This is a genomic window from Mesorhizobium sp. AA22, from assembly GCF_001672375.2.
Lineage (GTDB): Bacteria > Pseudomonadota > Alphaproteobacteria > Rhizobiales > Rhizobiaceae > Mesorhizobium > Mesorhizobium wenxiniae.
Genome location: NZ_CP048406.1, coordinates 6042129 through 6069056, shown reverse-complemented (window position 1 = coordinate 6069056; position 26928 = coordinate 6042129). Strand labels below are relative to the sequence as shown.

Annotated in this window: 19 protein-coding genes and 2 pseudogenes; 16 read left to right on the top strand and 5 right to left on the bottom strand. The window is 59.1% G+C overall.

The annotated features are described in order from the left end of the window. Position 1 precedes the first annotated feature (1 nt). Together A9K68_RS28795 and A9K68_RS28790 are read left to right on the top strand one after the other, a co-directional pair. Entirely contained in the window at positions 2–2191 is a 2190-nt protein-coding gene (locus A9K68_RS28795; RefSeq protein WP_065007547.1) for an acetate--CoA ligase, read from the top strand. Continuing rightward, complete coding sequence (locus A9K68_RS28790; protein ID WP_065007546.1) at positions 2188–2778, top strand: enoyl-CoA hydratase-related protein; 591 nt, start codon at positions 2188–2190, stop codon at positions 2776–2778. Before A9K68_RS28795 ends, A9K68_RS28790 begins: the two co-directional genes overlap by 4 nt. Positions 2779–2912: 134 nt before the next feature. On the opposite strand, the gene istB is transcribed toward A9K68_RS28790, so the two are convergent. Together istB and istA are read right to left on the bottom strand one after the other, a co-directional pair. After that, positions 2913–3668, bottom strand: a complete 756-nt coding sequence (istB, locus tag A9K68_RS28785) for an IS21-like element helper ATPase IstB (protein WP_065008691.1) — start codon at positions 3666–3668, stop codon at positions 2913–2915. 12 nt (positions 3669–3680) lie between these two features. Beyond that, positions 3681–5192, bottom strand: coding sequence for an IS21 family transposase (istA, locus tag A9K68_RS28780; protein WP_141246659.1), 1512 nt, complete (start codon positions 5190–5192; stop codon positions 3681–3683). Positions 5193–5412: 220 nt separating this feature from the next. Here istA and A9K68_RS28775 point away from each other — a divergent pair, with 220 nt between their 5' ends. Beyond that, positions 5413–5634: a hypothetical protein gene (locus A9K68_RS28775; protein ID WP_065012422.1), complete on the top strand. Its 222-nt coding sequence runs from the start codon at positions 5413–5415 to the stop codon at positions 5632–5634. 331 nt (positions 5635–5965) lie between these two features. Here A9K68_RS28775 and A9K68_RS28770 read toward each other — a convergent pair whose 3' ends face one another. The 3 genes and pseudogenes from A9K68_RS28770 to A9K68_RS28760 form a co-directional block, all read right to left on the bottom strand. Next, positions 5966–6928 carry a MurR/RpiR family transcriptional regulator gene (locus tag A9K68_RS28770; protein ID WP_065012423.1) on the bottom strand — a complete coding sequence of 321 codons (963 nt, stop codon included), beginning with the start codon at positions 6926–6928 and terminating at the stop codon, positions 5966–5968. Between the two features lie 115 nt (positions 6929–7043). Then, positions 7044–7874: a 3-keto-5-aminohexanoate cleavage protein gene (locus A9K68_RS28765; protein WP_065012424.1), complete on the bottom strand. Its 831-nt coding sequence runs from the start codon at positions 7872–7874 to the stop codon at positions 7044–7046. Between the two features lie 459 nt (positions 7875–8333). After that, positions 8334–9431 (bottom strand): annotated as a pseudogene (locus tag A9K68_RS28760) (IS110 family transposase). A gap of 357 nt (positions 9432–9788) precedes the next feature. Here A9K68_RS28760 and A9K68_RS28755 point away from each other — a divergent pair. The 13 genes and pseudogenes from A9K68_RS28755 to A9K68_RS28690 all read left to right on the top strand — a co-directional run. Further along, positions 9789–11108, top strand: a pseudogene (locus tag A9K68_RS28755) (aspartate aminotransferase family protein); the annotation flags it as partial. Positions 11109–11598: 490 nt separating this feature from the next. Next, positions 11599–12087, top strand: a complete 489-nt coding sequence (locus tag A9K68_RS31475) for a hypothetical protein (RefSeq protein WP_245430209.1) — start codon at positions 11599–11601, stop codon at positions 12085–12087. A 232-nt stretch (positions 12088–12319) separates the two neighbouring features. After that, positions 12320–13339 (top strand): aryldialkylphosphatase, encoded by a 1020-nt coding sequence (locus A9K68_RS28745; RefSeq protein ID WP_065012426.1) that lies wholly within the window; start codon positions 12320–12322, stop codon positions 13337–13339. Between the two features lie 546 nt (positions 13340–13885). Next, a complete protein-coding gene (locus A9K68_RS28740) occupies positions 13886–14728 on the top strand; it encodes a transporter substrate-binding domain-containing protein (RefSeq protein ID WP_065012427.1) in 843 nt (280 codons plus the stop codon). A gap of 63 nt (positions 14729–14791) precedes the next feature. After that, positions 14792–15766: an amino acid ABC transporter permease gene (locus tag A9K68_RS28735; protein WP_065012428.1), complete on the top strand. Its 975-nt coding sequence runs from the start codon at positions 14792–14794 to the stop codon at positions 15764–15766. A 119-nt stretch (positions 15767–15885) separates the two neighbouring features. Beyond that, a complete protein-coding gene (locus tag A9K68_RS28730; RefSeq protein WP_065012430.1) occupies positions 15886–16626 on the top strand; it encodes an amino acid ABC transporter ATP-binding protein in 741 nt (246 codons plus the stop codon). Between the two features lie 100 nt (positions 16627–16726). Next, positions 16727–17908: a Xaa-Pro peptidase family protein gene (locus A9K68_RS28725; RefSeq protein WP_065012429.1), complete on the top strand. Its 1182-nt coding sequence runs from the start codon at positions 16727–16729 to the stop codon at positions 17906–17908. Positions 17909–18045: 137 nt separating this feature from the next. After that, positions 18046–18834 carry a hypothetical protein gene (locus A9K68_RS28720; protein ID WP_065009141.1) on the top strand — a complete coding sequence of 263 codons (789 nt, stop codon included), beginning with the start codon at positions 18046–18048 and terminating at the stop codon, positions 18832–18834. A gap of 566 nt (positions 18835–19400) precedes the next feature. After that, positions 19401–20831, top strand: coding sequence for a dipeptidase (locus tag A9K68_RS28715; RefSeq protein WP_065009143.1), 1431 nt, complete (start codon positions 19401–19403; stop codon positions 20829–20831). Between the two features lie 881 nt (positions 20832–21712). After that, positions 21713–22969 carry a sarcosine oxidase subunit beta family protein gene (locus A9K68_RS28705; RefSeq protein ID WP_065009144.1) on the top strand — a complete coding sequence of 419 codons (1257 nt, stop codon included), beginning with the start codon at positions 21713–21715 and terminating at the stop codon, positions 22967–22969. An 18-nt stretch (positions 22970–22987) separates the two neighbouring features. Continuing rightward, a complete protein-coding gene (locus A9K68_RS28700) occupies positions 22988–23254 on the top strand; it encodes a sarcosine oxidase subunit delta (protein WP_065009145.1) in 267 nt (88 codons plus the stop codon). Continuing rightward, a complete protein-coding gene (locus A9K68_RS28695) occupies positions 23251–26316 on the top strand; it encodes a sarcosine oxidase subunit alpha family protein (protein ID WP_065009146.1) in 3066 nt (1021 codons plus the stop codon). Before A9K68_RS28700 ends, A9K68_RS28695 begins: the two co-directional genes overlap by 4 nt. After that, entirely contained in the window at positions 26309–26815 is a 507-nt protein-coding gene (locus tag A9K68_RS28690; protein ID WP_065009147.1) for a hypothetical protein, read from the top strand. The genes A9K68_RS28695 and A9K68_RS28690 overlap by 8 nt, the downstream gene beginning before the upstream one ends. The last annotated feature ends 113 nt before the right edge of the window (positions 26816–26928 follow it).

The window sequence follows — 26928 nt, the reverse complement described above, 5'->3', positions numbered from 1 at the left end:
AATGGTTTCGAACGAGCTGCTTCCCATTCTGTACCCCAACTCCATTGCAATCATCGGCGCATCCAACAATCCTGCGAAGCGCGGATATCTGTCGCTGAGAAAACTGTTGGATGACGGCTACGCCGGAGCGATTTACCCGATCAATCCGAAGGAGAGTGAAATATGTGGCGTCCGATGTCTATCCGGCCTGGGCACTGTGCCAGGGCCTGTCGACCTTGCGCTGATCTGTACTCCTGCTGCGACGGTCCCTTCAGTCCTGGCCGAGTGCGCCGCAAAAAAGGTGCGCGGCGCCGTGATTCTGGCGGGAGGCTTCGCGGAAACTGGAGACGATGGCAAGCGGCTCCAGGATGCGGCACTCGCCGCTGCGCGCGCTGGTGACGTGAGGATCATAGGACCCAACACCTCTGGTATTTTCAATACCCACAAAGCCTGTAACCTCGTCGGCTTTTCGGAGCTGCGCAAGGGTAGTATTGGGCTCTTGTCTCAATCCGGAAATATGGCTCTATCGCTCGTCACGGAAGCGCACGCGAACGGGCATCTGGGTTTGAGCACCTATGTCGGCGTCGGGAACGAGGCCGATATCGGCTTCGATGAGTATCTCGACTACTTCGCGGCCGATCCCAACACCAACGTTGTGATCACTTACGTTGAAGGACTGAAAAATGGCCGCCGCTTCTTGAACGCCTTGAAGCGCATCTCGTTGGAAAAGCCCGTCGTCATCTACAAATCAGGCCGGACAAGTGCAGGGCACATTGCCGCGAAGTCCCATACCGGCGCTTTGGCTGGCGAATATGCGATCAACGAGGGTGTCCTTAGGCAAGCCGGCGCAATCATCGCGCACCGATCCGACGAGATCCTGCCGATAGCGGAAGCACTGTCGTTGCTACCGCCGCTGCGCTCGCGCCGCATTGCCATCCTCGCGGACGGCGGGGGTCACGCGACGATTGCGGCCGACGCCTTATCCGAGCGTGGACTGGTGCTCAGTTCCTTGAGCGACGAGACACGACGGCGGCTTGCAGCGGTGCTTCCTCCGGCCGCGTCGGTGATCAATCCAATCGACGTTGCCGGCGGTACCGATGCAGATCCATCAGTTTTTGCTGCTTGCGCAGATATTCTGCTGCAGGACTCGGCAGTCGACGGACTTCTTATCTCGGGCCTCTATGGCGGATATGCGGTCCGCTTCTCACCAGACTTGCTCGCCCAAGAACTCGGGGCGACGGACATGATCAGCGCGATGCCGCACCGGTTTGGCAAACCTGTGATCGTTCACAGTTTGTACAATGTGCTTCAAGCAGATCAGCGGCCACTGCCGCTGGCAAACATGCATCAAGCCGGTATTCCGGTGCACAATTCTCTTGAGATCGCTGTCCGCTGCATGCAAGCTTTGGCCGAGTACAGTGAGGTTGGCCGCACCTTTGAATCGTTGCCGCCTGGTACTGAGCCCGGCGGCGTGTTCGCGAAGGTGCTCGCACATTGCACGGCCGAGGGTAGGCGGGTGGTCTTGGAGCACGAAGGCCGAGCCAGCCTGAGCGACTTCGGCCTCGATGTCGCACCGACGTTTCTGGCCACTGACGAAAGTGAGGCCGAAGAGGCTTTTCGCCGGCTCGGTGGACAGCCGGTCGCGATGAAAATCGTATCTCGTGACATCCTGCACAAGACGGAGGCCGGCGGTGTCAAACTCGACGCTACCGATGTCGCATTGGTGCGCCGCGGTTTCCTCGAGATCGTCGCCAACGCCAAGGCCGCAGCAACTAATCCGAATATTGCCGGGGTCCTAGTTACTCCGATGGCCGCAAAGGGCGGCGTTGAGGTCGTCGTCGGCATCGTGCGTGACCCTGTATATGGTCCAGTTATGATGTTTGGACTGGGCGGAGTCCTTGTCGAAGTTCTCAGAGATGTAGTTTTCCGCGCGCTTCCGATCTCCCGGAGTGATGCCTTGGCGATGTTGGACGAAATCAAGGCCCGAGCGCTTCTCGACGGCGTGCGCGGGGGAGCGCCGGTCGATCGAGGCGCGCTCGCAGACTTGATGGTGTGTATTTCGAGGTTCGTTGAAGCTTTCCCAGAGATCGACGAACTCGACCTGAATCCCATCCTTGCCTATCCCAACGGTCTGACCGTCCTAGACGTTCGCATCCTTCTCACCGAGTTTTCCGAAGCGCACTCGGCACACAAGCAAGGGATTGAGGCATGACCGATCTGCCGAGACTGATCGACGCGAAACTCGGGGTGAGCGATCGCGTCGCGGTGCTCTTACTGGACCGCGACGACGTCCGCAACGAACTGACCGGCACCGCCCTGATCGACGACATTGTGCAAACAGTCGACTGGATTAATGGCTCTGCGGCCGTCTCAGTGTTGGTGGTGACCGGGGCCGGGAAGGCGTTTTCCGCCGGCGGCAACGTTAAGGACATGCGGGACCGTAAGGGGAGCTTTGCAGGTGACGTCCATGACGTGCAGGATCGCTACCGCCACGGCATTCAACGAATCGCCTTGGCCATGCATCGCTTGGAAGTACCGGCCATTGCCGCCGTTAACGGGGCTGCGATCGGGGCGAGCTTCGATCTCGCGACTATGTGCGATATCCGGATTGCGGCCGATAATGCGGTATTCGGCTCGACTTTCATCAATTTGGGCATTGTTCCAGGAGACGGCGGTGCTTGGTTCCTCCAGGACCTGCTCGGCCCACAGAGGGCAGCGGAAATCATTTTCACCGGGCGACTCGTGGGCGCTGAAGAACCTTTGCGGTTGGGAATTGTGCTAGAGTGCGTGTTCCGATGAAGCCGGCCACCGATTCCGATTTGAAGCCGGCCAGTCATTCCGATTTCATTCCGGCCGCCATTCCGATTTGAAGGCGGCCATTTTTCGGACTGATCCTGGGTCTCGTTGATGTTTGGGTTGGGTTTTGTTTCAGGTCAAGCTTCGGTGTTTTCGGGGACGATTGGCGGGCGCTGTTTTCGCATGCTTTCACCGGTGAGATCGATGCGATAGGCGTTGTGAACGAGGCGATCCAGGATGGCGTCGGCCAAAGTTGGGTTTGCAATAATCTCCCACCAGCGATCCACGGGCACCTGACTTGTGACGATGGTTGAGCGTCGTTCGTAGCGATCCTCAATGATCTCCAGGAGATCGCGGCGTTGGTCATCATTGAGTTTTTCCGGTCCCCAGTCATCGAGGATCAGCAGGTCGGTCCTGGCAAGAGATTTGAGGATCCTGCCGTATCGCCCGTCGCCTCTTGCAAGCGCGAGGGCGGCGAACAGCCTGGGAACCCGGTGGTAGGCGACTGAGAAGTCTTCGCGGCAGGCCTGGTGGCCAAGAGCGCAGGCAAGCCAGCTTTTGCCGACGCCGGCTGGTCCGGTGACAAGAAGACCGTGATGCTTTCTGATCCAGTCGCAGCCGGCAAGCGCCATGAACATATTGCGGTCGAGGCCGCGTGCGGCGCGGAAGTCGGCATCCTCGATCTGCGCGTCATGGCGAAGCTTGGCAGCCCTGGCGCGAGCCTCGAAACGCTTCTGGCGGCGCATGGTCGCCTCGCGTTCGAGCAGCATGGCAAGCCATTCGCCGTGCTCGAGGCCGCGCACTTCGGGCTGCGTGTCGAGTTCCTGGAAAGCGGTTGCCATGCCGTAGAGGCCGAGCTCTCGCAGCATGTCGATGGTGGGATTGATCAGCATGGGTGGATCTCCTCAATGAAAGTAATCAGGGCCACGCAGATTGGCGTGATCGACGATGGCGGTTGGTTCGGTGGAATGGCGTGCGGCCTTGTGATTGGCGATGAGCGAAGCAATGCTCTTGCAGTTCAAGCCACCGATCTCGACAGCGCGGGCTGACACGGCTTCTGCCCGATTGCGATCGATGTCGCGAAACAGGCGCAGGATGCCCAGACATGTTCGAAAGCCCTGCTCTGGATGCGGACGGCTGGCGAGAATTGCGATGACCAGGCCTTCGGTCTGTGGCCCGATCGACGTGGCCCAACGCCGAAAGCGCTCCGGCGTCCATTCGGCATAGCGCCGGTGGGAACTGGGCATGTGATCCGGATCGGTTCCATGGCGAGGACCTCCATGGCGGCGCTGATGCACCGCGACGCGCTTGCCGCGGTGGAAGATCTCGATGGTGCGCGCCGTTGCTCTCAGATCGACCTGCTGACGAATGAGGCTGTGGGGCACGGAATAAAAGAAGGTCTTGAACTCGACGTGATAATCCGTCGAGACGCGGGCCAAACGCCATTCGGCAAACTCGTAATCCTCCAGTGGAAGACTGGCCAAAGCCGGGCTCTCGACGGTCTCGAAGAGCTGCCGGCGACTGACGCCCAGCCGGCGCATGACGTGGTCGTTGATGCGATCGAGCGCCTGGGCAATGGCGGCATTGGCCTCAGCCAGCGAGAAGAAAGTCTGGTTGCGCAGGCGCCCCAGAATGCAGGACTGGGCGAAACGCACTCCATTCTCCACTTTCGATTTATCCCGAGGCTTTCTTGGCCGTGCCGGAAGAACGCCGACGCCATAGTGGGAAGCCATCATGCCGTAGCTGCGATTGATCTCGGGATCGTAGAAACTAGCGCGACTGACGCCAGACTTCAGATTGTCGGGAATGACGAGTCTGGGAACGCCGTGAAAAAAACGAAACATCCGGACATGCGAGCCAATCCAGTCGGGAAGCGTTTGCGTCCAGGTGGCCTCGGCAAAGGTGTAGCTGGACGCACCCAGCACCGCCACGAAGATCTCCGCCTCGCGGATCTCGCCGGTCTTGCGATCGACAATCGGGATCTTCTTGCCGGAATAATCGACGAAGACCTTGTCGCCGGCCGCATGCTCCTGGCGCATCGTCGGCGAAAGCCGCTGCTCGAAACTGCGAAAGAGTTCGCAGAAGCGACTATAGCCGTAACCGTCGGGATGCGACCCACGATACTCCTCCCACAGGATGAGCAATGTGACGCCGGGCTTCTTGAGCTCGACCGCAAGATCGGCCCAGTTCGGTTCCGTGCGTCGCCGCGTGCCCTGTTTGACGCCGTTGCGACTGAAGAGCTTGTGCTCAAGCGCATCGTCGGTCAGCTCGCCCGGCAAGGGCCAGCTCAATCCAACCGCGGCTGCACGCTGCAAATTATCCTGCACCGTACTGCGCGCTATCCCCAACACGACCGCAATCTCGCGGGAGCTCGTCCCGCTTCCGGCAAGCCGCAGCATTTGTCTCAATTGTCTCATGGTCAGCCTTCTCTTTGCCGGCATCAAAATGTCCCCGTTCATGGCGAGGTGATTGATGCCAAAGTTGCTGACCCAGGAGGTAATCTTCAGTGCCGAAAACTGGCCGGCTTTTGATTGGAATGGTGGCCGGCTTCAAATCGGAACGGTGGCCGGTCTTTGATCGGAATGGCGGCCGGCTTCACGTCGGAATCCGCAGCTAGAGATCGCGGACGCCTCTGAATTGCAAACCCAAGCGCAGCAATTCGCCGCACGCATTGCCAGCAGGCCACCTCAGGCACTGCGGTTTGCAAAACGGCTGCTGAAGGCAGCGAGGCGTTTGGATCTGCCTGATTTCCTCGATTTATGTGCAGTATTTCAGGGCATCTGCCACAAGACGAGGGATCATCTCGAGGCGGTCGAGGCGCTCCTGGCTAAGCGCCCCGCCCAGTTTCAGGGGCGCTGACAGCTGCAAGTCCAATCGCTCTCTTCCAGTTTCGATCCACTCTGTTCATGCCCCCGATCTCGATGCAAGTCGCGTTGCAAACTCTATTGTCGCCGGCAGAACCGGTTAATCGCAGAGTCAGCGACAGGGCTAAAAACTAGCGACCGAGGCTGGCCTTGGTCGTATCTCTCTTGATGAGAGAGGGCCGCCTGCTCTATCAGGACTACAATAGAGTCCGAGATTCTCGTCCACGAGCTCGCTCAGTTCAGAACGCGTTGAGGTTGAGAAAACGGAGGGGCGGTCGCGCATAACCGCCGACCCGCTCGCCCCGGCTAAGGCCAGCATTCCGAGATCAGTTCGCGCCCTTCCCTCTCTGTTTCCGACCGCCAGTATTTCTTGCCGCTGAAGAGACCGGCTTGGGCGAGCGAAGCGCTCGTATCTGGGTTCTCGATTTCATGTGGGTGTCGAAATCCGCCAGATGAGCATCGAATCGAAGCAGGGATTCACGGGCCGCTTGTGCACGCTGTCCGGCAATCAATGCCCCCAGCACTTCCGCCACTGCAAACGCGGGTGTCATTGTGTGAAAGAATGACGGATTTTTTGTTTGGACAAGGACGACGTCGTCGGCGACGCGGGCGAGTGGGGCAACCTCGCTGTCGGTAATAGCGACAATGGGAATGCCACGATGATGCGCATATTTCGCGAGGTCAACCGTTACGCGTGTGTAAGGGAACACGCTTGTCGCAAACAGCACGTCCTCCCGGGCGGCACGGGCAAAGGCATCCGTTCCCGTGCCAGCAACCGCATCGAGCAGGACGGACTTTTCCCCGATCATGGACAAGATGTAGTGCAGATGCCACACAATCGAGTGGCTCGACCTCAGGCCGATGCAATAGACGCGTTTGGCAGACGCAAGGCGCCGCGCGCTCGACACTATTGCGTCAAGTTGGGAGGAGTCAGTCAGATGGACTATTTGCTCCGCTTGTTTTTGAAGAATCTCGCGAGCGAAAGCTTGGTCGCCTTTGCGTTTCTGGGTGACTACTTGCGCGTCAGCCTTTCGTGCGAAACCCACATCGCCGCTGCGAACCGCGTCAGCGTACAGTTGTCGAAGTTCTTCGTAACCCTCCAGGCCAAGATGCTTTGCCAGTCTTGTCATAGTGGCTGGCTGCACCCCGGCCAGACGCGCTTGATCCCGCATGGATAGCAGCGCCACGTCATGTGGATGATCGATGATGTAGCGCGCCGCCAATTGGAACTGGCCCGACATTGCGTCGAAGCCGGTAACTAATTGCTCCGAAAGGGGTCCGTCAGCCATTGCCGAGACGTAGCGAAATGTGTTGACCTATGCAACAGGTGTTCCATCGTTCGCCACAGGTCCGCCATCCGGTTTCAACTCGCGGGGAAGTTTTCGAGGAGGCCGAACTAGGCGACTACAGGTCTTGCCAGGCTTGACGCAGTTCGGCTGCACCAGCGCTGCGAAGGCCAACTTGTTGGAGAGCTTTCGCTACACCAACGACCAACTCGGCATTTGACTCGGCCAGCTTCCCGTCGGCAAGCCGGCGGTTGTTCTCGAAGCCGACGCGTATATGTCCGCCGAGCAGAGCCGCCGCGGTCACACAGGCGGTTTCGCGTTCGCCGAAAGCGCAGACGCTCCAATGGGCAAAACGCGGCTTAGCCGCGTCGATGAACGGCAACAGGTCCGCCGGACGCGATTTCTGACCCGGGGTGTAGCGGCCGAGCACGAAAAGAACCGGAACATCGTTCCACGGGATCAGGCCTCGGCGGTGATACTCGCTCAGACGGAACGTCTCGTCCGGATCGTAGAGGATGACCTGCGGCAGAATTTCCTCGGCGCAGATCCAAGACAGCAACGATGCGAACCCGGATTCGTGAGCCTGGGTCGGGACCAGTTCGCGTAACGCCAAAGAAACGGCCTGCGGCCGGGTCTCCTTGATGACCGCGATCTGTTGCTCCGGAGTGTAGCGACCAAGCGCTTCGCTCGTGACCTGGACGATCATTTCATCGCCGACGACTTCGCCGATGGCTTGCATGACCTCGCGATATGCCGAGGCATCGAGGAGATGTCCGCCGTCTTGATCCCGCACGTGGACATGGATAAGGCAGGCGCCCGCATCGAGACACTCCTGAGCTGTCCGCGCCAGTTCAAACGTCCCGAGCGGTATGGCTGGATGGTCGGCTTTACTCAGCCTGCCACCATTGGGAGCGACGCAAATCGCTGTCGGCTGTTCGACATCACACATTTCACACGGCCTCCTGGCTGCTTTTTCCGGACTGCACGAGGAGTGAACGCGCAGGCGCGCTCCCGTCAGGGCCTGATACAATTACCAATGATCCATGCAGAGCGTGATTGCAAGCGTATGAAACATCCGTCGCACGTGACATTCAGTCCACACTCATGATTGCTGACAACGGCCTTTGGCGTAGAAATTTGCCCGCCGACCCGATCGGCGGTCGAGGCACTTGTACGGCGAATATGAGGTGCAAGTGGCGGGACTTGAACGTCGGTCAACAATCTCTCATCCGCGGGTCGGGCCGCATGACCTGGTTTCGTTTGGGGCTGCCTCTGTCTAGGTGGCGAGCGTCAAGGCTCATAGTGGTGACGAGGGCTCCCGGCATTGTCCCGCCTCCAGTGCCGCATATCGCGCCGAGGCTGATAATTGGTTTGCGGTCTCCTCTGCTGGCTGTCTTTCAAATAGCGGTCAAGCCGCCTTTGGCGCAGATTGAACCGAGCAGGCGATCGACCAGATGAAGCCTACCATCTCGCGTGCGATGGCGACGTTGACGACGTTGGCGTTCTTGCCGCGCGCGCGCTCAGCCGACGATATCGGGTATCGGGTGCACAGTCGAACCTGCGCCTGCCAGCCGATATCGCGAACGCGCTTCGATCCGGTCGACCTTGTGCCGGCCGATGCGCGGCCGCATCCTGTATGCCCAGGCGCCCTCGACCAGCGCGCGCCGGGCATGGGTGTGCCGGTCTTGGTGCTGCCGCCGCGCCAGACGGGACTCGATTGCTCGCCAGGGACCAGGCCGAAATAGGCCATGAGCTGGCGTGGATTGGAGAAGCGTGTGAAGTCGCCGACCTCCGCGACAGCACCATGGCATTGATCAGCGCGATGCCGCGCATTGCCTGCAAGGCATTAACCACCGGGCGCTGGTTCTATTCCGGGAGCAGGCTGAGTATCTGTTCCTCGACCTGCTGCAGGCGCCGTTCCGCATCCATGACGGCATCGACGTGGTCCTGAAATGCGATCTGCTGAGCGGGATGTTCGAAGGCCAATATCGAAAGCCATCGCCGGTAAGCCATTCGACAGGCCGTCCCACGCTCGTGCTTGCGCCCGTGGCGCAGCAGAAATCCTTGAAGATGTTGACGCGCCTCTGTCACCACCTGGCGCACGACGCTGCGCAGCCGGATCAGGTCGCGCATGGCTTCGGTATCGGGCACCCAGACGAGGTCAACTCTCCGGCCCGATTGAGGCGGGCGAGCATGGTGGCGTCGCGACGGTTTGTCTTCACCCGATCGCCAGGCTTCCGCGGAATCAGCGATGGCGCCACCACATCGCAGCGATGGCCCAGGCTTGTGAGTTGCCGATAAACGCCATAACCGCACGGGCCGGCCTCATAGCAAAACGCCAGCGGCTTGCCGCAACGCCCCAGACGATGGCATAGCTTGTTGATGGCATCAGGGTAATTGGCAATCTCTTCGAGATATTCCACCGACCCGCCGCGTCCGCTCTCTGCCAGCGCGATCGAAATCCGCTCCTTGGAATATCCAAACCGACAAATCTGTTATGGTCCATATGGCCCGTCTCCTATGCATGAGGCTCTGCGCCGGCCAGCCGGCTTAACCCTCGTACCGTTGCATATCGGATTACGGGCCACCCTCAGGCCCAACGATCATAGAGACTAGGTATGCCCCTCGCCCACGCCTCAGAGGGGTAGGATCATGGTCAGCGCTCGGGCGGCAAGGCCGCGTTCGCCTCCACCGCTCGGATGAGTGATCCGAGCGGTGCACTGGAAAGAATGTGAAACATATGTTGCGTAAGGGATCGAGTCTGCTTAGTGTCGGCGAACGGATACAGGGTGGTTTAGCAAATCTCCCGACTGATCGTGCAGTTGGGAAAGCCTATCAACAACAGCGCAAGCATGAGACTTTCATGAGCAAGATTTTGCATCGCTCGATTCACGCCGACCTGCCGGTCGCTGTTGGCGGTCGTGGGATCGAGTTGTTCGATGCCGATGGCAAGGCTTATATCGACGCGTCCGGGGGCGCCGCCGTTTCGTGCCTGGGTCATAACCATCCGGACGTGCTGGCGGCATTGCACGCTCAGCTCGACAAACTCGCCTACGCCCATACGGGCTTCTTTACCACCGAAATCGCTGAACGGTTGGCGGATAGCCTCATTGCGGATTCGCCGGATGGTATCGATTATGTCTATTTGGTCAGCGGGGGCTCGGAAGCGATGGAGGCAGCGCTGAAAATGGCGCGCCAGTACTTTGTTGAGAAAGGAGAGAGTCAGCGCAGGCACATTATCGCACGCCGTCAAAGCTACCACGGCAATACACTGGGCGCGCTGGCAGCCGGCGGTAATGAGTGGCGCCGGGCTCAGTTTAGACCACTGCTCATCGAAACTCACCACATAGCGCCATGCTATGCATATCGCGGTCGGTTAGCTGGCGAGAGCGAGTATCAGTACGGAGAGCGCGTCGCCAACGAGCTGGAGGCGAAAATCGTCGAGCTCGGACCAGATAAAGTGATCGCATTCGTTGCGGAAACGGTCGTTGGCGCGACGGCAGGCGCGGTACCAGCTGTCGACGGCTATTTCAAGAGGATCCGTGAAATCTGTGACCGCTACGGCGTTCTCCTGATCCTTGACGAGGTAATGTGCGGCATGGGGCGCACCGGAACGCTGCACGCATACGAACAGGAAGGCATAGTGCCGGACCTGATCGCGATCGCGAAAGGGTTGGGCGGCGGGTATCAGCCGGTCGGAGCAGTACTTTTGGGTGGCCGTATCTACGACGCCTTCGCTACAGGGTCGGGCCTTTTCCAACATGGCCATACGTATATGGCGCACCCGATGGCTGCGGCGGCCGCTCTCGCAGTGCAGGACGTCGTCCGAGAGCATGGCCTCCTCGACAACGTTGTCCGCATGGGGGAACTGCTCAACCGTCGGCTCCAAGAGCGCTTTCATAACCATCAATCTGTCGGTGACATCCGCGGGCGCGGCCTCTTCCGGGGGATAGAAATCGTTGCCGATCGAGGGGACAAGTTGCCGTTCGACCCGGCGCGGAAAGTCAATGTCGCCATAAAACGAGAAGCCATGGCACGCGGGCTGATGGTTTACCCGATGGGTGGCACGATCGACGGCGTGCAAGGTGACCACATCCTGCTCGCGCCCCCGTTCATCGTCAGCGCCGGCCAGATCGACGCGATTGTAGAGCGACTGGGCGATGCCGTGGACGCCGCGGTCGCCCGTAGCGGTCGCATGATCAAATCGTCTGCGCCAAGTAGCCGTGAAGATCAAAACGGAATAACCAATGGCCTACTTTCCCGCCGAATGTGAAGCCGCAGCCATGCAGCTGAAAAGACACGTCGCAGGGTCTTCAAGAACCGCAGGCTGAAGCGAAATCTATTGGAACTCGAATTTGCTGGCCGGGATAACGCCATGTGTCATCGCCGCAGGTCTGAGATCATCCCAGTTGGCGTATGAGTCAAAGGAGGCGCATCCATGGCATTGAAAAGCAGCCCGATCCTTGGAATTCTTGAGCTTGACGAAGGTCTGTTGCCCGATAGCTCGTGCCGTATTCCGCGGAAAGGCTCCCTAATGGATCCGGCGACCTTTGGCCGACTTATCATCACGGAAACGGTAGAAGGTGCATTGGCGGAGGCTGTTATTATCGGTCACCCGCCACGAAGGGGCTTGTGTGACAGCTGCCCGGCGCTTGGTCGAACGAGGTGCCGGGATGATTTCTGCTGACTGTGGTTTTTTCATCCGACATCAGGCAGCGGTCTCCGCAGCAGTCAGTGTGCCGGTGGCGATGTCAAGCCTGCTGCTTATTCCAACGTTGCTTCGACAGCTAGCGCCTGCTCAGAAGCTAGCGGTAATAACCGCTGATGCAAAACACTGCAGTGAAGATCTGTTTGGTATCGAGAATCATCCGGCAGACCGCGCGAGAGTGGTCGTCGGCGGGATCGAAGAGGGCGAATATGTACGCAATTCGTTGGCGCGCCCATTCGTTCGAACCAGTGTTGATCAAATCGAGCAGGAGGTCGCCGCGTGTGTTGCACAACTGCGCATCGAGTATCCAGGGATCGGAATGCTACTCTTCGAATGCACAGGGTTCCCATGCGTGACAGATGGCCTTCGCCGTAAGACAGGGTTACCCATCTATGACATTACGGACCTTTGCCGGCTCACCCTTGCGGCCATCGCCAAGCCCGCGTTGCCCTGAATAATCTTCGTGAATCTACACACGCTACCCCGATTCCACAGCTCGACTAGGGGGTTGTCCCGACAGTAAGGCCATCGTGTGGCGAGATGCCAACAATCTGAAAACTGCATTTTACACGAGCTGGTATTGCGGGTGAGGCTCGCCAAGCCTGAACATGATTGGCTTCCGTGTATTCGGAATATCCTGAGAACCCGGTCAAGGGAGATGAAACGTGCGGTTAAGCAGAGATGACATGAGGGGTAAGGCCCAGACGGTCCGGGGTCTGGTTGACCCGGCGACGCTGGGCCAGACCCTGATGCACGAGCATCTCTTCTGGGACTTCATACAGCCGGGTCGACAGGATGCATCGACCACCGGCGGTCCGGACCCGCGCGACTACTGGAAACTATTGATGGGTGGCGCCGCCGATCCGCGCGACATTAGGCAGAGGGATCGCGGGGTGGCTGCTCGCGAGGCCGCGCGCATGGTGGAGGCAGGTGGCGGGACTATCGTCGAGCTAACGATCGGCGGCATCGGTCCTGACCCCCAGGGTCTGATGGTGGTGTCGCGAGAGAGTGGCGCCCACATTGTGATGGGCTGCGGTCACTACGTCGAGGACTGCCAAGACCCGGGTAATCACAATCGAACGATCGAGAGCTTCGCCCAGGAGATGATTGATCAAGTTCAACTGGGCGCCTGGGGAACCCACGCACGGGCCGGCATTGTTGGCGAGATAGGCTGCCAGTGGCCGTGGACCGATCTCGAGAAGCGTGTGCTGGCGGCCGCCGTCATCGCCCAGCAGGAAACGGGAGCGGCCCTGACGATCCACCCGGCCCGCCATGAGGACCACCCGTGGATGCTCATCGAGTTTCTAAAGGAACACGGGGCCGATCTTTCACGCACGATCATCGATCATATCGACAGAACAATTTTCGACGACGATCGCCTGTTCCGTCTAGCGGACTCCGGCGTCGTGCTGGAATGGGACCTGTTCGGCCTGGAGAACACCTATTACGCGCTTGCGGACATTGACATGCCTAATGATGGCATGCGCATCCAGGCGATCAGGCGTCTGATTGATCGCGGACATCTTGGGCAGATCGTGATTAGTCACGACATCTGCAACGCAATACGGTTGGCTGAGTTCGGTGGACATGGCTATACCCATATTCAGCAGAAGGTCCTCCCCCATATGAGAAAGCGTGGCTACTCGGCGGATGAGATTAACGCAATCATGATCGATAATCCGCAACGGCTGCTGACCTTCGTTTGAAGAGGCACCTGCTGCCAGTGTTCGTTAGCGGAGAGTAAGGTTCCAATCTGAGCGCCAGCTGGCTTTCCGCGATAGCCGAGTGCGTACGGGCTTGGTCCGGCCGGTCGCTCTCTCTTTCCGGATAGTGACAATGACAATTTCGCTACCGGACCGTGCTGATGCGGCATGCTCGGAACGAGCACTGAGGCTGGGTTTGCGCCAGGCATGGAGGTCAGGCCGCGATAGTCCAGCGCCTCGCTAGCCATGCCTTCCGATTCGCAAGCTGGCAGCGAACATTATTTTGGATGTCGCGCTCCGCCTTAAGCTTTCTACGTGCTTACGCGCAATCGACACCAAAAAAGGCGTGGCTGATCACCCTTCCCCTCGGGGCTCCCCCGCAACACATTCATCCGCGCCCGCTTGGTATGATCCATCTGCGCCATTTTATGGCTGTCGAAAACATATGTTGCAAAGTTGGCCCCCACAGGCTAGGCTCTAAAATGCGGCCGGCTAAGGAAAGCGTCGTGCCGGCTGCTCGAGAAAACAGTCAAAGACAGGGGAACGGCCATGAACAGATTTATGACGATGGTTGCCGCTGCGGCATCGCTAGCGGTCGGAATCGCGGCTACGACGAGCGCAGCCAATGCCGGCGCCGTGCTCGATAAGGTGCTGGAGTCGGGGACGCTAACGGTCGCAGCTGGGCCTGACTGGGGAACGATGTCGTCCCTGAACAACGAAACTCGACAACTCGAAGGCTACGACATCGATGTTGCGAAGGGCATCGCCGACCATTTGGGCGTGAAGATCGAGTTCGTGACCCCCAGCTGGGATATCATCACGTCAGGCAATTGGCAGGGTCGTTGGGATATCGCCATGGGCCAGATGACGCCAACTGCGGTTCGAGCTGAGAAGTTCGATTTCCCTGCTGTTTACTTCTACACGCGGGTGGTTGCTGTTGTACATAAAGATAGCAAGGCGTCCAAACCTGCCGATCTGAATGGCAAGAGGGTGGGGGTTACCGCGGGCTCCGTGCAAGAGGACTATGCAAACCATGCCTTTAAACCCAAGTGGGTGGGCGCGAAGCCGATAGAATTTCAATTCAAACCAGGCGAAATCAAAACCTACGCGACCACGAATGTGGCTTTCGACGACCTCCGGCTGGGCGACGGGCTTCGACTGGATGCAGTCCTGACTGACGGACCTGTGATGGATGATGCAATAAAGGCCGGCTATCCAATAAGGCCTCTTGGCGAGCCGCTATTCGCCTCCCCGGGAGCCCTTCCAGTGCTTCATGGAGACAAGGAATTCAGCAGCAAGATCGCCGAGGCTATCCAGAAAATGAAAGAAGACGGCACGCTCTCGAAGCTGTCGCTTAAGTGGTACGGGATGGACTACAGTACCGAGAGGTAGCGATCGTTACGCTTTAGCGACCGGGGCTGTCCCCGATCGCTTCTTTCTTTAAGAGGTCCACTCATGCTCTATTCAGACACGGTTGAATCCGAGGTTCTCGTTCATAAGCCGTGGTTTGTCGCTTCGATCTTCGCAGTAGTGCTCGCTTTGTTTTTAGCGTTCAATCTTACGGGCACAATCATGGGTGAGCTCATGCGACCGGTCATTGGCGACCCGCTGGAGAGCGGCTTCTACGGGCGCTTCGCGATCGCGTTTGTGATTGCGGTCCTGTTCTGCCTCAATCTCGTGATGATCGGCTTTGCGCCGTTGAAGATGCAAATCGGCATCGTATGGTTTGAGCTGCTAATACTTTTTCTCGTCTTCGTTGACACGTTTAACTTAAGTCTACCGTTCATTTGGAATAACCTGCCCTTCCTGCTCACGCAAGGCGTGGTGACGACGCTTTACGTTTCGGCGGTCTCGATCGTGTTGGCGTCGCTGATCGGAATCATTGCCGCGGTCGCGAAACTGTCGAGCAACGGCTTGGCCTATGCTATCGCCAGCTTTTACACCTCGTTCTTCCGCGGCCTGCCGCTTCTGATGCAGATCTACCTGATCTATCTCGGTCTGCCGCAGTTGGGCATTGTTATGGATGCCGTGCCATCGGGTATATTGGCGCTTTCGCTGTGCATCGGAGCATATATGACAGAGATCTTCCGCGCCGGCATCCAAAGCATCGATCGCGGTCAATGGGAGGCATCCCGGTCATTGGGGTTCGGCTTTGGGCTTACCATGCGCAGGATTATCCTTCCACAGGCGCTTCCCGTTATCATTCCCCCAATGGGAAACTCGTTTATCTCGATGCTGAAGGACAGCTCGCTCGTCTCGGTGCTCGGCGTGTGGGAACTGACGTTTCTCGCTCGCACGCTTGGCCAGACCACCTTCAATCACATGGAGATGCTGATTGCAGTGGCCATTATTTACTGGATTCTGTCCATTTGCCTTGAGCTGATCCAATCCAGGATCGAACGCTACTACGCGAGGAGCAAGGTACGATGAGCGTCAGCAGCATGGTTCAATTGAAGGGCGGTCCAAACAGGTATTCCAATGCGCCTGCCGGTGTGGCGCGTCCTGAGTCAAGTTCGGATAGGAAGTCGTCGAGCCAAGGGCGGCGGCCGGTGAGCGACACAGTTATCGAAGCCAAGAAGGTCTCGAAGTGGTACGGTGCGTTCAGAGCATTGACTGACATCAACCTCACTGTTCGCAAAGGCGAGCGCGTCGTTATCTGCGGTCCCTCCGGATCGGGAAAGTCGACGCTCATCCGCTGCTTCAATCGGCTTGAGGCGCACCAGGAGGGCGAGATCACCGTTAACGGGATCAGGTTGCATAGCCAAATGCGCGACGTGGCTGAAGTTCGCAAGAACGTCGGCATGGTGTTCCAGCACTTCAACCTCTTCCCGCACATGACGGTGCTGATGAACTGCATGGCCGCCCCGATGTGGATTAAGGGTGTGCCAGAGACCGAGGCAAGGAAGCTCGCGCTTAAGTTCCTCGAGCGCGTTCGCATACCCGAGCAGGCGAACAAATTCCCTGGTCAACTCTCCGGAGGACAACAGCAGCGCGTCGCGATTGCCCGTTCCCTCTGCATGGAGCCTGCGGTCATGCTCTTCGACGAGCCGACCTCGTCGCTCGATCCGGAGATGGTTGCTGAAGTGCTCGAGACAATGACCAGCCTCGCGCGCGACGGCATGACCATGGTCTGCGTCACCCACGAGATGGGCTTCGCGCGCTCCGTTGCGGACCGAGTGATCTTCATGGATGCAGGCCTCATCGTTGAAGAGGGCAAGCCCCACGACTTTTTCACCAATCCGCAGCACGAAAGAACGAAGCTCTTCCTTAGCCAAATCTTGAAGCACTGAGGTGATGTTTAATTTGTCTAAGTTATGATCTGGATGGCTTTTCGGTAGGTTAAGTAGTCAGTTTTATCGAGGCGGACGTAGTCCTTCGAGGATTCCCTATATGAGCGCAGAAGTGCTTCGATTTGAATTATCAGAATACAAGATCCGTCTCGAAAAAGCTCGCGCTGCAATGGAGAAGGCGGGGATCGATCTGTTGGTCGTTACGGACCCTGCCAGTATGGCATGGCTTACGGGTTACGACGGCAACGCCTTCTATGTGCCTCAATGCGTAGCTGTATCCAAGGACAAAGACCCGCTCTGGTTCGGCCGTGGTATGGACGCCAACGGATGCCGCCGGACCACCTACCTGGGTGAGGATCGAATAAGATCGTACGAAGACCATTACGTCCAGTCCGACACATTGCACCCTATGACCGTTCTTGGTCAGATAATCGATGAGGAGGGGCATGGCTCCTCGACTATCGGTGTGGAGAAGGACAACTACTACTTCTCCGCCTTGTCGTTTGAAGTTCTTTCCGCGGCGCTGCCTAACGCGACATTCAAAAACGCTGACCGACTTATCAATTGGCAACGTATCGTAAAATCAGAACGAGAAATTGAGTACATGCGCGGTGCTGGCAGGATCATCGAAGCCATGTACCAACGCATTTCCGAGGTGCTACGCCCCGGCGCAAAGCAGTCGGATGTGGTTGCGGAGTTGACCCATGCAGGTACCCGCGGTGTGGGAGAATACTGGGGAGACTATCCAGCGGCCGTACCCAATATCGGGGCTGGCGCCGACGCCGCAGCTCCCCACCTGACGTGGAGCGACCGTCCAATCCGACCCGACGAAAGCATTTTCTTCGAGCTCGCGGGTGTTCATAAGCGCTATCATTGCCCCCTCGCAAGGACGTACTACCTCGGCAAGCCGACCCCCCAAATCCTCGACGCTGAAAAGGCGGTTCTTGATGGGATGCAAGCTGGTCTCGAGAAGGCACTAGCTGGTAATCAATGCGAAGACATCGCCAGAGCTTACGTTAGTCAATTGGCCCGTTACGGTTTGGTCAAAACGGGCCGTTCCGGCTATTCGATAGGACTCGGCTATCCACCCGCATGGGGCGAGAACACCGCCAGTTTCCGAGACGGCGATAAGACGGAGCTCCGCCCAGGTATGACTTTCCACTTCATGACTGGCCTTTGGTACGGAGATTGGGGCATCGAAATTACCGAAAGTATCCTGATCACTGAAGGCCAGGTTGAATTCCTCTCAAATGTTCCACGCAAATTATTCATAATTGACTGAGACTGTCGATGACAAGCGTGGACAATAAACTAGCCCCAAATCGCAGGCGAGCCACAATCTTCCGATGAGCGCGAGTTGAGAGGTAGCAACCGGCATCACCCAACATGCTAAACATCAAATGTAAAGGATAACAACCGATGACTGATTTTCCTCGTGCCCAAGGAAAGCGCTGGCCGTCCTGGGTGAGGCCTCGATTGGCGTTCCACGGAGCGCCCGTGGGCATTTTGATGCTTGATCGGATGCCGGGACCCGGCCTCCGTCCGTACATCCCCGGAGACGCCGGCAATGCCTCCACGTGGAGCGTTCCCGTGCGCTATAAAACCGTACCGGGGCTCAACAATACCGCCATTTTCGGGGCGGATGGCGAGGAAAAAACATCCGCTGTGATTGCGGCGGCGAAAGAACTCGTACGAGAGGGTGCGCGAGTCATTACTGCTGGATGCGGCTATTTCATCCGGTACCAGGAAGCGGTGCGCGCTGCGGTTGATGTGCCGGTGTTCTTGTCTAGCCTTGTCCTTACTCCGTTCCTTGAACAAGTGCTTCCCCAGGGCAAGGCACTTGGCGTAGTCGTGGCAAGTAAGGCTGCACTGAGCCAAGATATGTTGAAAGCGGCTGGGGTGCGACCGGAAATTAGTGACAGGGTGATTGTCTTTGGACTCGATGACGCTCCCGTGTTTGCCGGCTTCTTCCTGGAGCCGTATGGTGACCTAGACGTGGAGGCAGTCCAGGCTGATGTGGTCAATGCGATCCTGACTCTGCAGAAGGATCGGCCGGATATCGGCATGCTCTTGCTTGAATGTGGCGGGCTGGGACCATACGCGGCTGCGGTTCAAGAGGCGACTGACCTCGCTGTGTTTGATTATACCTCCATGGTTGAATTCTTCGTCGGTGGACTAACACGCAAACCATTCACAGGACTCCTCTGATAACGGGGTGCTCTTGGGGCCGCAGAAAGGCTGCGGCCCTTGTCGCACTAGGTTGATGCGGCCGATGGCCGGATCAAGTACCGACGGGTTCGATTTGCGACGATCGCTTGCCGCCCGTGCTCGTCGATTTAGACGCACCTGCGGCTCTTGCGGTCTGGTGATGCTTGGCCCCGCGGGGGCATGAGGGTTTCATCGCCTCAATTGCCGTCGTCCCGTTGCTGCCGCGAAACGCAAGCAAGGCGCTTCGTCCGGGGAAGAAGGGCGACAGTGCCCAAAGCGCAATCGCACGTAGTTATCTGACGAACGACAAATTCTTCATCTCCAATGAGACAAGACATGAAGAGGTGGTCGGAGCTGATAGCGCTATCATGTATTGAGGCGGTTTATATTTCATGCGATCTTCTCAACTTGCCGAAAAGATTGGTGTGCAATCTAATAGCGAATTAAGCATCCCTCGCGTAGGGAAGCGGCGTACTGAGAATCACAGGACGTTCGAATCGATACAGAAGAATGAGTGCTCCCGTTAGCGGGAAGGGCGTCCTTCCGGAGAATGCCAGGAGAAGACCATGCATGTAGATGCAATCGTTCAAGACCTACTTGGTCGCCAGAGTGAAATCGTGGATAGACTGTGCGCCTTCTTGCGCCTGCCAAGCGTGAGCACAGACCCAGCTTTCGCAGGAGGGATGCGGGACGCGCAAGCGTTCCTAGTGGACTGGCTCGAGCGAATGGGCTTGAGCGATGTCAAACTTCTCGATGGCGGCGGTCATCCAGCGGTTTATGCAGCTTGGAACGGGGCGCCCGGGAAACCCACTTTGCTCATCTATGGACACTATGATGTTCAACCTCCCGACCCGGCAGAAGCCTGGGTAAGTCCACCTTTCGAACCAACCATCCGTGACGGTCGGCTCTACGCGCGCGGGGCATCTGATGTTAAAGGCTCGACTGCAATCGCACTCGAAACAATCGCTGCATTTCTGAAATTCCGGGGTGCCTGCCCCGTGAATGTGAAAGTTTTTTTGGAGGGGGAGGAAGAAACCAACAGTCCTAGTCTGCGGCCGATTGTCCAGCGGTATGGCGATTTGCTCCGGGCTGACGGAATGATATCCGCTGATGGCGCGCGAGCGCATCCCAAAATACCAACGATAAATGTCGGCTCGCGCGGAATTGTTGAGTTTGAGATTTCAATCCGAACCGCCGATAAAGACCTTCATTCTGGTCGTTACGGCGGCGCGGTCCGGAACGCCGCACATGAGATGGCGAAGATCATCGCTTCGTTACATGATGAGGATGGCGCGATTGCAATCCCGGGATTGCTGGCGGTTCTCCCTTCCGTTTCTGTGAGTGCCAGAGCTGAGACGGCCAGATTTCCCTTTGACGAGGCCGCTTTCGTCAAGGATGTTGGGGCGCGCGCCCACGGGGAACATGGCTTTTCGATACGTGAGCAGCTAACGCTTCGACCGGCCTTGGACGTAAACGGAATCTGGGGAGGCTACACCGGGTTCGGCAGCAAAACAGTGATCCCAAGTACTGCCCACGCTAAGCTATCGTTGAGAATCGTCCCCGGTCAGGACCCTGACGAGGCCTCAGACGCGCTGAAGGCTCATCTGCGCACCGTTTGCCCCCGAGACGTCGAGATCTCGATCGACGACCCGGGAACTGGGAGCAGAGCTTTCAACCTCCCTACCGAGCATCCACTTGTGCTTGCGGCAAAAAAAGTCTTGTCTGAGGCCACCGGTCAAGAGCCGGTGCTTGTCCGGCTGGGAGCGTCCATTCCCATCACTGTGATATTCCAGGAGTTGTTGGGCCTCCAAACGCTGATGTTCGGATTTGCCCTGCCGGATGAGGATATTCATGCGCCTAACGAATTCTTCCGGTTGGCGTCTTTGACGGAAGGCCTTTCTGTGTGGCCAAGGTTGTTAGAGCAACTCGGTGAATACAGCGCCGATGAGTTTCAATCAATGGTCCTAGAGGCCGAGAGGGCGCCAGTGAAAACCTGAGCGAGTGTTTAGAGCTTCGGACGACGAGCCTTGCTAGACGGTCCCATCTTGGGAAATCTTAGCATGATGAAGACCTGTCGACTTGTCGTCCGGTAGCTCGTTTGGAATTCGAGTGGAGCAACCTGCTCACTGAACTCGTTGAGGGAGCGAGGCGCACATTTCATCAGCGGCGATTGGCATCGCGACGCAAAGACGCGCCAATCGTCCTTCGCAACATCACTGGCAAATTGAGTCTCGCCGACACGGAGTGTTTTCCAGCCGGCGAGTGTAAACGCTTTCATCTTACTCAATACGTTGCCATGCCGAGCGTCATATGATGGTTGAGAAGCTCGACTGAACGAAAGCCGTCGCGCGGGGCTGTCCCAGGTCTTTGGTGAAAGGCCAGATCTGACGAGAACGCCGCACGAAATACCGCGGCGTGTACACGCCTGAAGAACACATACTCGCGCAATAACTGCGTCGGTTTCGGCGACTTCTCAGTCTCTCACGCGGAGCTGTCCTCTGTCATCTGAAAACGCGATGGTACTGTTCGTGACTTTATGTTGGTGAGTCCCACGCCAAGTGGCGCATAGTGGACCGGTAGTTGGTTCGAACTGGTCCGCCCGTTCACGCAAGGTGAAGTGCATGCAGATTAAAGATGTCCTTCTCGCCCATGGCAATGGAGCATTTGTCTATGACGACCAAGCTGCTATTCGGGCCGGGGGGGGCTGAGACCGAATGATCTATGTTGGTGAAATCATAACGCCTGGGGTCACGGTCATCCGCGTCTGGTTAAAGGACCGGGGCATCGCGATCTCCGAATGTGTCCGCCTCACCAAGCGGGGCGAGGGAAAACCTTCTGCAACTTCCCCCCGACGCCTTCGTTAAATAACGGAATCGGCATGCGCGGCTACTCGGCTTTATCGATCCTTCGCAATGGGCTCACCGGCAACAGGCACTGGCGGCGCGCCTGGCGGGCGCCCGATCCCAAACCTGTCTATGATGTTGTTATAGTAGGCGGCGGCGGGCACGGCCTGGCGACCGCTTTCTATCTGGCCGAGAACCACGGCGTCCGCAATGTGGCCGTGCTGGAGAAGGGCTATATCGGTGGTGGCAACGTCGGCCGAAACACCACAATCGTTCGGTCGAACTATCGGCTTGATGGCAATACCCAGTTCTACGAATTTTCGATGAAGCTGTGGGAGGGCCTGTCGCGGGCGCTCAATTTCAACGTGATGTTCTCGCAACGCGGCTTTTTGCTGACCGCCAATTCGCCCGGCGAATTCGACACTTTCGGCTATCGCGCCAACGTCATGCGGCTAAACGGGATCGACGCCGAATTGCTTAATCGCGAGGAGGTCCGCCGGATGGTGCCATATCTTAATTTTTCGGAGAAGGCGCTGTTCCCGGTTCACGGTGCGATACTTCAGGGCCGAGCGGGCACCGCGCGCCATGACGCGGTGGCCTGGGGCTACGCCCGCGCAGCCGACGCCCATGGCATCGACATCATCCAAGGCTGCGAGGTGACGGACTTCGTCCGTCACGGCGACCGCATCGTCGGCGTCGAGACGACGAGGGGCCGAATCGGCGCCACAAAAGTGGGGCTTGCGGTGGCGGGGCACACCTCGGTGCTCGCCCGGAAGGCCGGCCTCGAACTGCCGATCGAAAGCCATATCTTGCAAGCTTTCGTGACCGAACCGATCAAGCCACTGGTCCATCACGTTGTCGCCTATGGTGCGGACCATTTTTATGTCAGCCAGTCGGACAAGGGCGGACTGGTCTTTGGCGGGGGCCTGGACGGCTATAATTCCTATGCGCAGCGCGGCAATCTTGGCGTCGTTCGCGAGGTCGCCGAGGCTTCGATCGCGATGATGCCCTGCATCTCGCGGCTGCGCATTCTGCGGCACTGGGGCGGCGTGATGGACATGACGCCCGACGCGAGCCCAATTATCTGCCCGACGCCCATCGACGGGCTCTACCTCAACGGCGGCTGGTGTTACGGCGGCTTCAAGGCCACACCCGCTTCGGGCTGGTGCTTTGCGCATACGCTCGCCAAGGGCGAAGCCCATCCCCTCACCGCCGCCTATCGGCTCGATCGCTTCCGCACCGGTCGCACGATCGACGAGGCAGGCGCCGGCCCATTCGCCTGGCTACAATAATCGAGAGACGGAAAGATCATGCTGCGCATCGAATGTCCCTGCTGCGGGCCGCGCGACCACGACGAGTTCCGCTACGGCGGAGACGCCTGGGTGAACCGGCCAGCGTATGACGATCCGGATTTCGAAGCCTGGTACCGTTACGTCTTCGTGCGCGAGAACCCGGCCGGGCTGCATCGCGAATATTGGCAGCACGTGATGGGCTGCCGGCAATGGCTTGTCGTCGAGCGCGACACGCGGAGCCATGCCATCACCTCGAGCCGCTTCGCTCGGGAGACTCGCGCATGAGGCGGCTTCCTATAGGTGGGCGGATCGACCGCTCGCAGCCAATCGAATTCACCTTCGACGGCAGGGCGATGACCGGTTTTCGCGGAGACACGCTCGCCTCGGCGCTGCTGGCGAACGGTGTCCGCCTCGTCGGCCGCAGCTTCAAGTATCACCGGCCGCGCGGAATCTACTCAGCCGGACCCGAGGAGCCGAATGCGCTCGTGACGTTGGGAACGGGCGGTCGCCGCGAACCCAACCTAGCGGCTACGACGGTGGAACTGGCTAAAGGGCTGGTTGCCGAAAGTCAAAACCGCTGGCCGTCGCTCAAGTTCGACGTCCAGGGCATAAACGGCCTGTTTGCGCCCTTTCTGTCGGCAGGGTTCTACTACAAGACCTTCATGGGTCCGACCCGGCGGGCCTGGATGTTTTATGAACACTTCATCCGCAAGGCGGCGGGGCTCGGCCGCGCGGGAGAGGAGCCCGATCCGGATCGCTACGACGTACGCCATCTCTTCGCTGACGTCGCGGTAGTCGGCAGCGGCCCGGCGGGGCTCTCCGCTGCGCTCGCAGCGGGCGAGGCAGGCGCCAGAGTGGTCCTGATCGAACAAGATTTTGCACCCGGCGGCACGCTTCTGTCGGATCCGGCGGACACTGAGTCCGCGGTCTGGCTTTCCGAAATGCTCGCACGGCTCGCCGAAATGCCGAATGTCTCATTGATGACGCGCACCACGGCGTTTGGCGCTTATGACAGCAACGTGCTCGGGCTCGTGGAGCGGCACGGCTCCGGAGCCGCCGATCCGAAAGAAGGGCAAGCGCGCCAGACGCTACTGCTTCTGCGAGCGAAATCGATCGTTTATGCGTCTGGGGCGATTGAGCGTCCGCTTACTTTCGCCAATAACGACCGGCCCGGCATCATGCTGGCCTCCGCGGCGCGGATCTATCTGAACCGCTTTGCCGTACTGGCGGGTACGCGGGTGGTGGTTGCGACCGACAACGACAGCGCCTACAGAGCAGCCTTCGATCTAGCGGCAGCCGGGGCAGAGGTGACGATAGCTGACAGCCGCTCCGAACCGATACATGAACTTCTGGAACAGGCGCGCCGCCGGGGCATAGCCGTCCGCACGAAATCGCGGATTGCCAATGTTTTGGGGAGTCGTGCCGTCCGCGCTGTTACGCTTTCCGAACCGGGCGGTCCAGCCACGGTTAGAAGCGACCTGGTTGCGATCTCCGGCGGCTGGTCGCCGACCGTGCATCTGACCTCCCACCTTGGGGCGAAGCCGGTCTATCGCGAAGACATACGTACTTTCGTTCCCGGAAAGCTCGGAGCGGGGCTGTTCGTGGCCGGTGGGGTGACGGGAGGCTTCACAAGAGGAGGCGCGATCGAGGACGGGCATCGTGCAGGGGCCGAGGCATCTGCCTTCTGCGGCATAGCGAAGTCAGTCCAGCAGTGCGTCAGGCTCGAACTTACTAGGATCAATGCGGGACCTAATGACAACCCCCTCTCCGCCTCGATTCGCTCGGCACATGTCCTGGCGAGGGGAGAGGACGGGAGCCCTACCATGTGGCCGGAGCATCCTCTACCCCGTCGATCGGGGGAGAGGTGGTTCGGGAACCGAAAGGCGGGACTTACCGAAGGCAAGGCCTTCGTCGACCTGCAGATGGACGTGACCGCCAGTGACATCGCGCTGTCGCATCGCGAGGGATACGAGTCAGTCGAGCATCTGAAGCGCTACACCACGCTCGGTATGGGCACCGACCAGGGCAAGACAAGCAATTTCCATGCCCTTTCGGCCATGGCCGCCTTGCGCGGCATGGCGGTTCCAGAAGTTGGCACCACAACGTTCCGCCCGCCCTATACACCGGTGGTCATCGGGGCGCTGGCCGGGCGCAGCATCGGCCATCATTACAAGCTGATCCAGCGCACGCCTATGCATGACTGGCATGTCGCCAACGGCGCGCAGATGCTGGAGGGCGCCCTCTGGATGCGGCCCTGGTTCTATCGTACTTCCGGCCGCGACGTGGACGACGCCTATGTCGCGGAGATGCGGATGGTGCGCGAGGCGGCCGGGCTGATGGACATCTCCACGCTCGGCAAGATCGACATACAGGGGCCGGACGCAGCCAGCTTCCTCGACCGGGTCTACGTTAACGGCTTTGCCAAGCTGCCGGTCGGCCGCGCGCGCTACGGCGTCATGTTGCGCGACGATGGCATCGTCTTCGATGATGGCACAACGACCCGGCTCGGCGAGCGGCACTTTTTTATGACGACATCGACCGCGAAGGCCGCGGACGTGATGTCCCAGCTCGAATTCCTGCTCGATACCGCCTGGCCCGACCTGCGCGTTTCGGTAACTTCGGTCACCTACGAATGGGCGGCGATGTCGGTAGCCGGTCCGAAGAGCCGCGATATCCTCGCTGCCGCGTTTCCCGATTTAGACGTCTCAAACGAGGGGTTGCCGCATATGGGGCTGCTCGAAGGGAAGTATCGCGCTAGGCCCCTGCGCATCATCCGCCTTAGCTTCTCCGGCGAGCGGGCATACGAGATCTATGCCGGCGCGAGCTTGGGCAAGGAGGTGTGGTGTCGGCTGATGGAGGCCGGCGCGCCTTTCGGCCTGAAGCCTTACGGCGTCGAGGCCTTGGGCACGCTGCGCGTCGAGAAGGGCCACGTTGCGGGGCCGGAGATTGACGGCAGGACAACGCTCGACGACCTGGGGCTCGGCCGCATGGTGGGCAAGCGCAGCGGCTATGTGGGGGAGGTTCTTGGCCGCCGCGATGCGTTCAGCGACCCGACCCGCCCGCGGTTGGTTGGGCTGCGCGGCGTTGAACCTGGGAGGCAGTTGCACGCCGGCGCGATCTTGTTCAGGCCTGGCGAGCCGATGCAGGGCCACGGTCTCGGCCGCATCACGTCTGTGACATATAGCCCCACGCTCGACGTCTGGGTGGGGCTTGCACTGCTTGCCCGGGAAGCAGCGGTGGAGGGTGCCGAGATCGTCGCCGCTTATCCGATCATGGGCCAGACGGTGCGGGCCCGGGTAGTCTCACCCATATTCCTCGATCCGAAGGGAGAGCGGCTCCATGGCTGATGGTTCGACCATGGCGGGGTTCGAAATGGCAGCGTATGATTGCGCGATGGTACAATTCGAGGGCTGGGGCGGCGCGATGGCGCCATTCGAGGCGGAACTGCACCGGATGCTGGGCGGGCCGCTGCCGAACGAAGTCGGCGAGACTGCTCGTCATAACAACCGGCTCGTGATCCGCGTTGCGCCACGCCGGTTCTGGCTGCTTTGCGATGGCCCGCCGCCCATTATCGATGTCGATCCGGAACTCGGCTGCGCGCTCCCGCTCGGCGAGGGCAGGGTGCGGCTGCAGCTTTCCGGCGGGGGCCTCAAACATGTGCTGGAGCGGTGCGTCGCGGTGGATTGGGAGACGTTGGGCGAGGGACGGGCACTCCAAACCGGCCTCCATCGAATGCCGGTCCTGCTGCTGCGCAGCAGCGCATTCGAATGCGATCTTCTCGTCCCGCGCAGCTTCAGCAAGAGCCTGACGGAGTGGATTGCCGACGCTTCCGCGGGCGGATGCTGACTGCCGCATCGAAGCGGTCGAAGGCTGCCACCTAGTCTTACTGCGTCATAACGTGCGGGCCTAACGGGGACTGTCCATGGCCCTTGTGCAGCACGGACATCGTTGTAGGCGGC

What these genes read in the sequence shown, in the direction of transcription:
- A9K68_RS28795 (WP_065007547.1), top strand. Translation starts at nt 2, where the DNA reads ATGGTTTCGAACGAGCTGCTTCCCATTCTGTACCCCAACTCCATTGCA.
- A9K68_RS28790 (WP_065007546.1), top strand. Translation starts at nt 2,188, where the DNA reads ATGACCGATCTGCCGAGACTGATCGACGCGAAACTCGGGGTGAGCGAT.
- istB (WP_065008691.1), bottom strand. Translation starts at nt 3,668, where the DNA reads ATGCTGATCAATCCCACCATCGACATGCTGCGAGAGCTCGGCCTCTAC.
- istA (WP_141246659.1), bottom strand. Translation starts at nt 5,192, where the DNA reads ATGAGACAATTGAGACAAATGCTGCGGCTTGCCGGAAGCGGGACGAGC.
- A9K68_RS28770 (WP_065012423.1), bottom strand. Translation starts at nt 6,928, where the DNA reads ATGGCTGACGGACCCCTTTCGGAGCAATTAGTTACCGGCTTCGACGCA.
- A9K68_RS28765 (WP_065012424.1), bottom strand. Translation starts at nt 7,874, where the DNA reads ATGTGTGATGTCGAACAGCCGACAGCGATTTGCGTCGCTCCCAATGGT.
- A9K68_RS31475 (WP_245430209.1), top strand. Translation starts at nt 11,599, where the DNA reads ATGATTTCTGCTGACTGTGGTTTTTTCATCCGACATCAGGCAGCGGTC.
- A9K68_RS28745 (WP_065012426.1), top strand. Translation starts at nt 12,320, where the DNA reads ATGAGGGGTAAGGCCCAGACGGTCCGGGGTCTGGTTGACCCGGCGACG.
- A9K68_RS28740 (WP_065012427.1), top strand. Translation starts at nt 13,886, where the DNA reads ATGAACAGATTTATGACGATGGTTGCCGCTGCGGCATCGCTAGCGGTC.
- A9K68_RS28735 (WP_065012428.1), top strand. Translation starts at nt 14,792, where the DNA reads ATGCTCTATTCAGACACGGTTGAATCCGAGGTTCTCGTTCATAAGCCG.
- A9K68_RS28725 (WP_065012429.1), top strand. Translation starts at nt 16,727, where the DNA reads ATGAGCGCAGAAGTGCTTCGATTTGAATTATCAGAATACAAGATCCGT.
- A9K68_RS28720 (WP_065009141.1), top strand. Translation starts at nt 18,046, where the DNA reads ATGACTGATTTTCCTCGTGCCCAAGGAAAGCGCTGGCCGTCCTGGGTG.
- A9K68_RS28715 (WP_065009143.1), top strand. Translation starts at nt 19,401, where the DNA reads ATGCATGTAGATGCAATCGTTCAAGACCTACTTGGTCGCCAGAGTGAA.
- A9K68_RS28705 (WP_065009144.1), top strand. Translation starts at nt 21,713, where the DNA reads ATGCGCGGCTACTCGGCTTTATCGATCCTTCGCAATGGGCTCACCGGC.
- A9K68_RS28700 (WP_065009145.1), top strand. Translation starts at nt 22,988, where the DNA reads ATGCTGCGCATCGAATGTCCCTGCTGCGGGCCGCGCGACCACGACGAG.
- A9K68_RS28695 (WP_065009146.1), top strand. Translation starts at nt 23,251, where the DNA reads ATGAGGCGGCTTCCTATAGGTGGGCGGATCGACCGCTCGCAGCCAATC.
- A9K68_RS28690 (WP_065009147.1), top strand. Translation starts at nt 26,309, where the DNA reads ATGGCTGATGGTTCGACCATGGCGGGGTTCGAAATGGCAGCGTATGAT.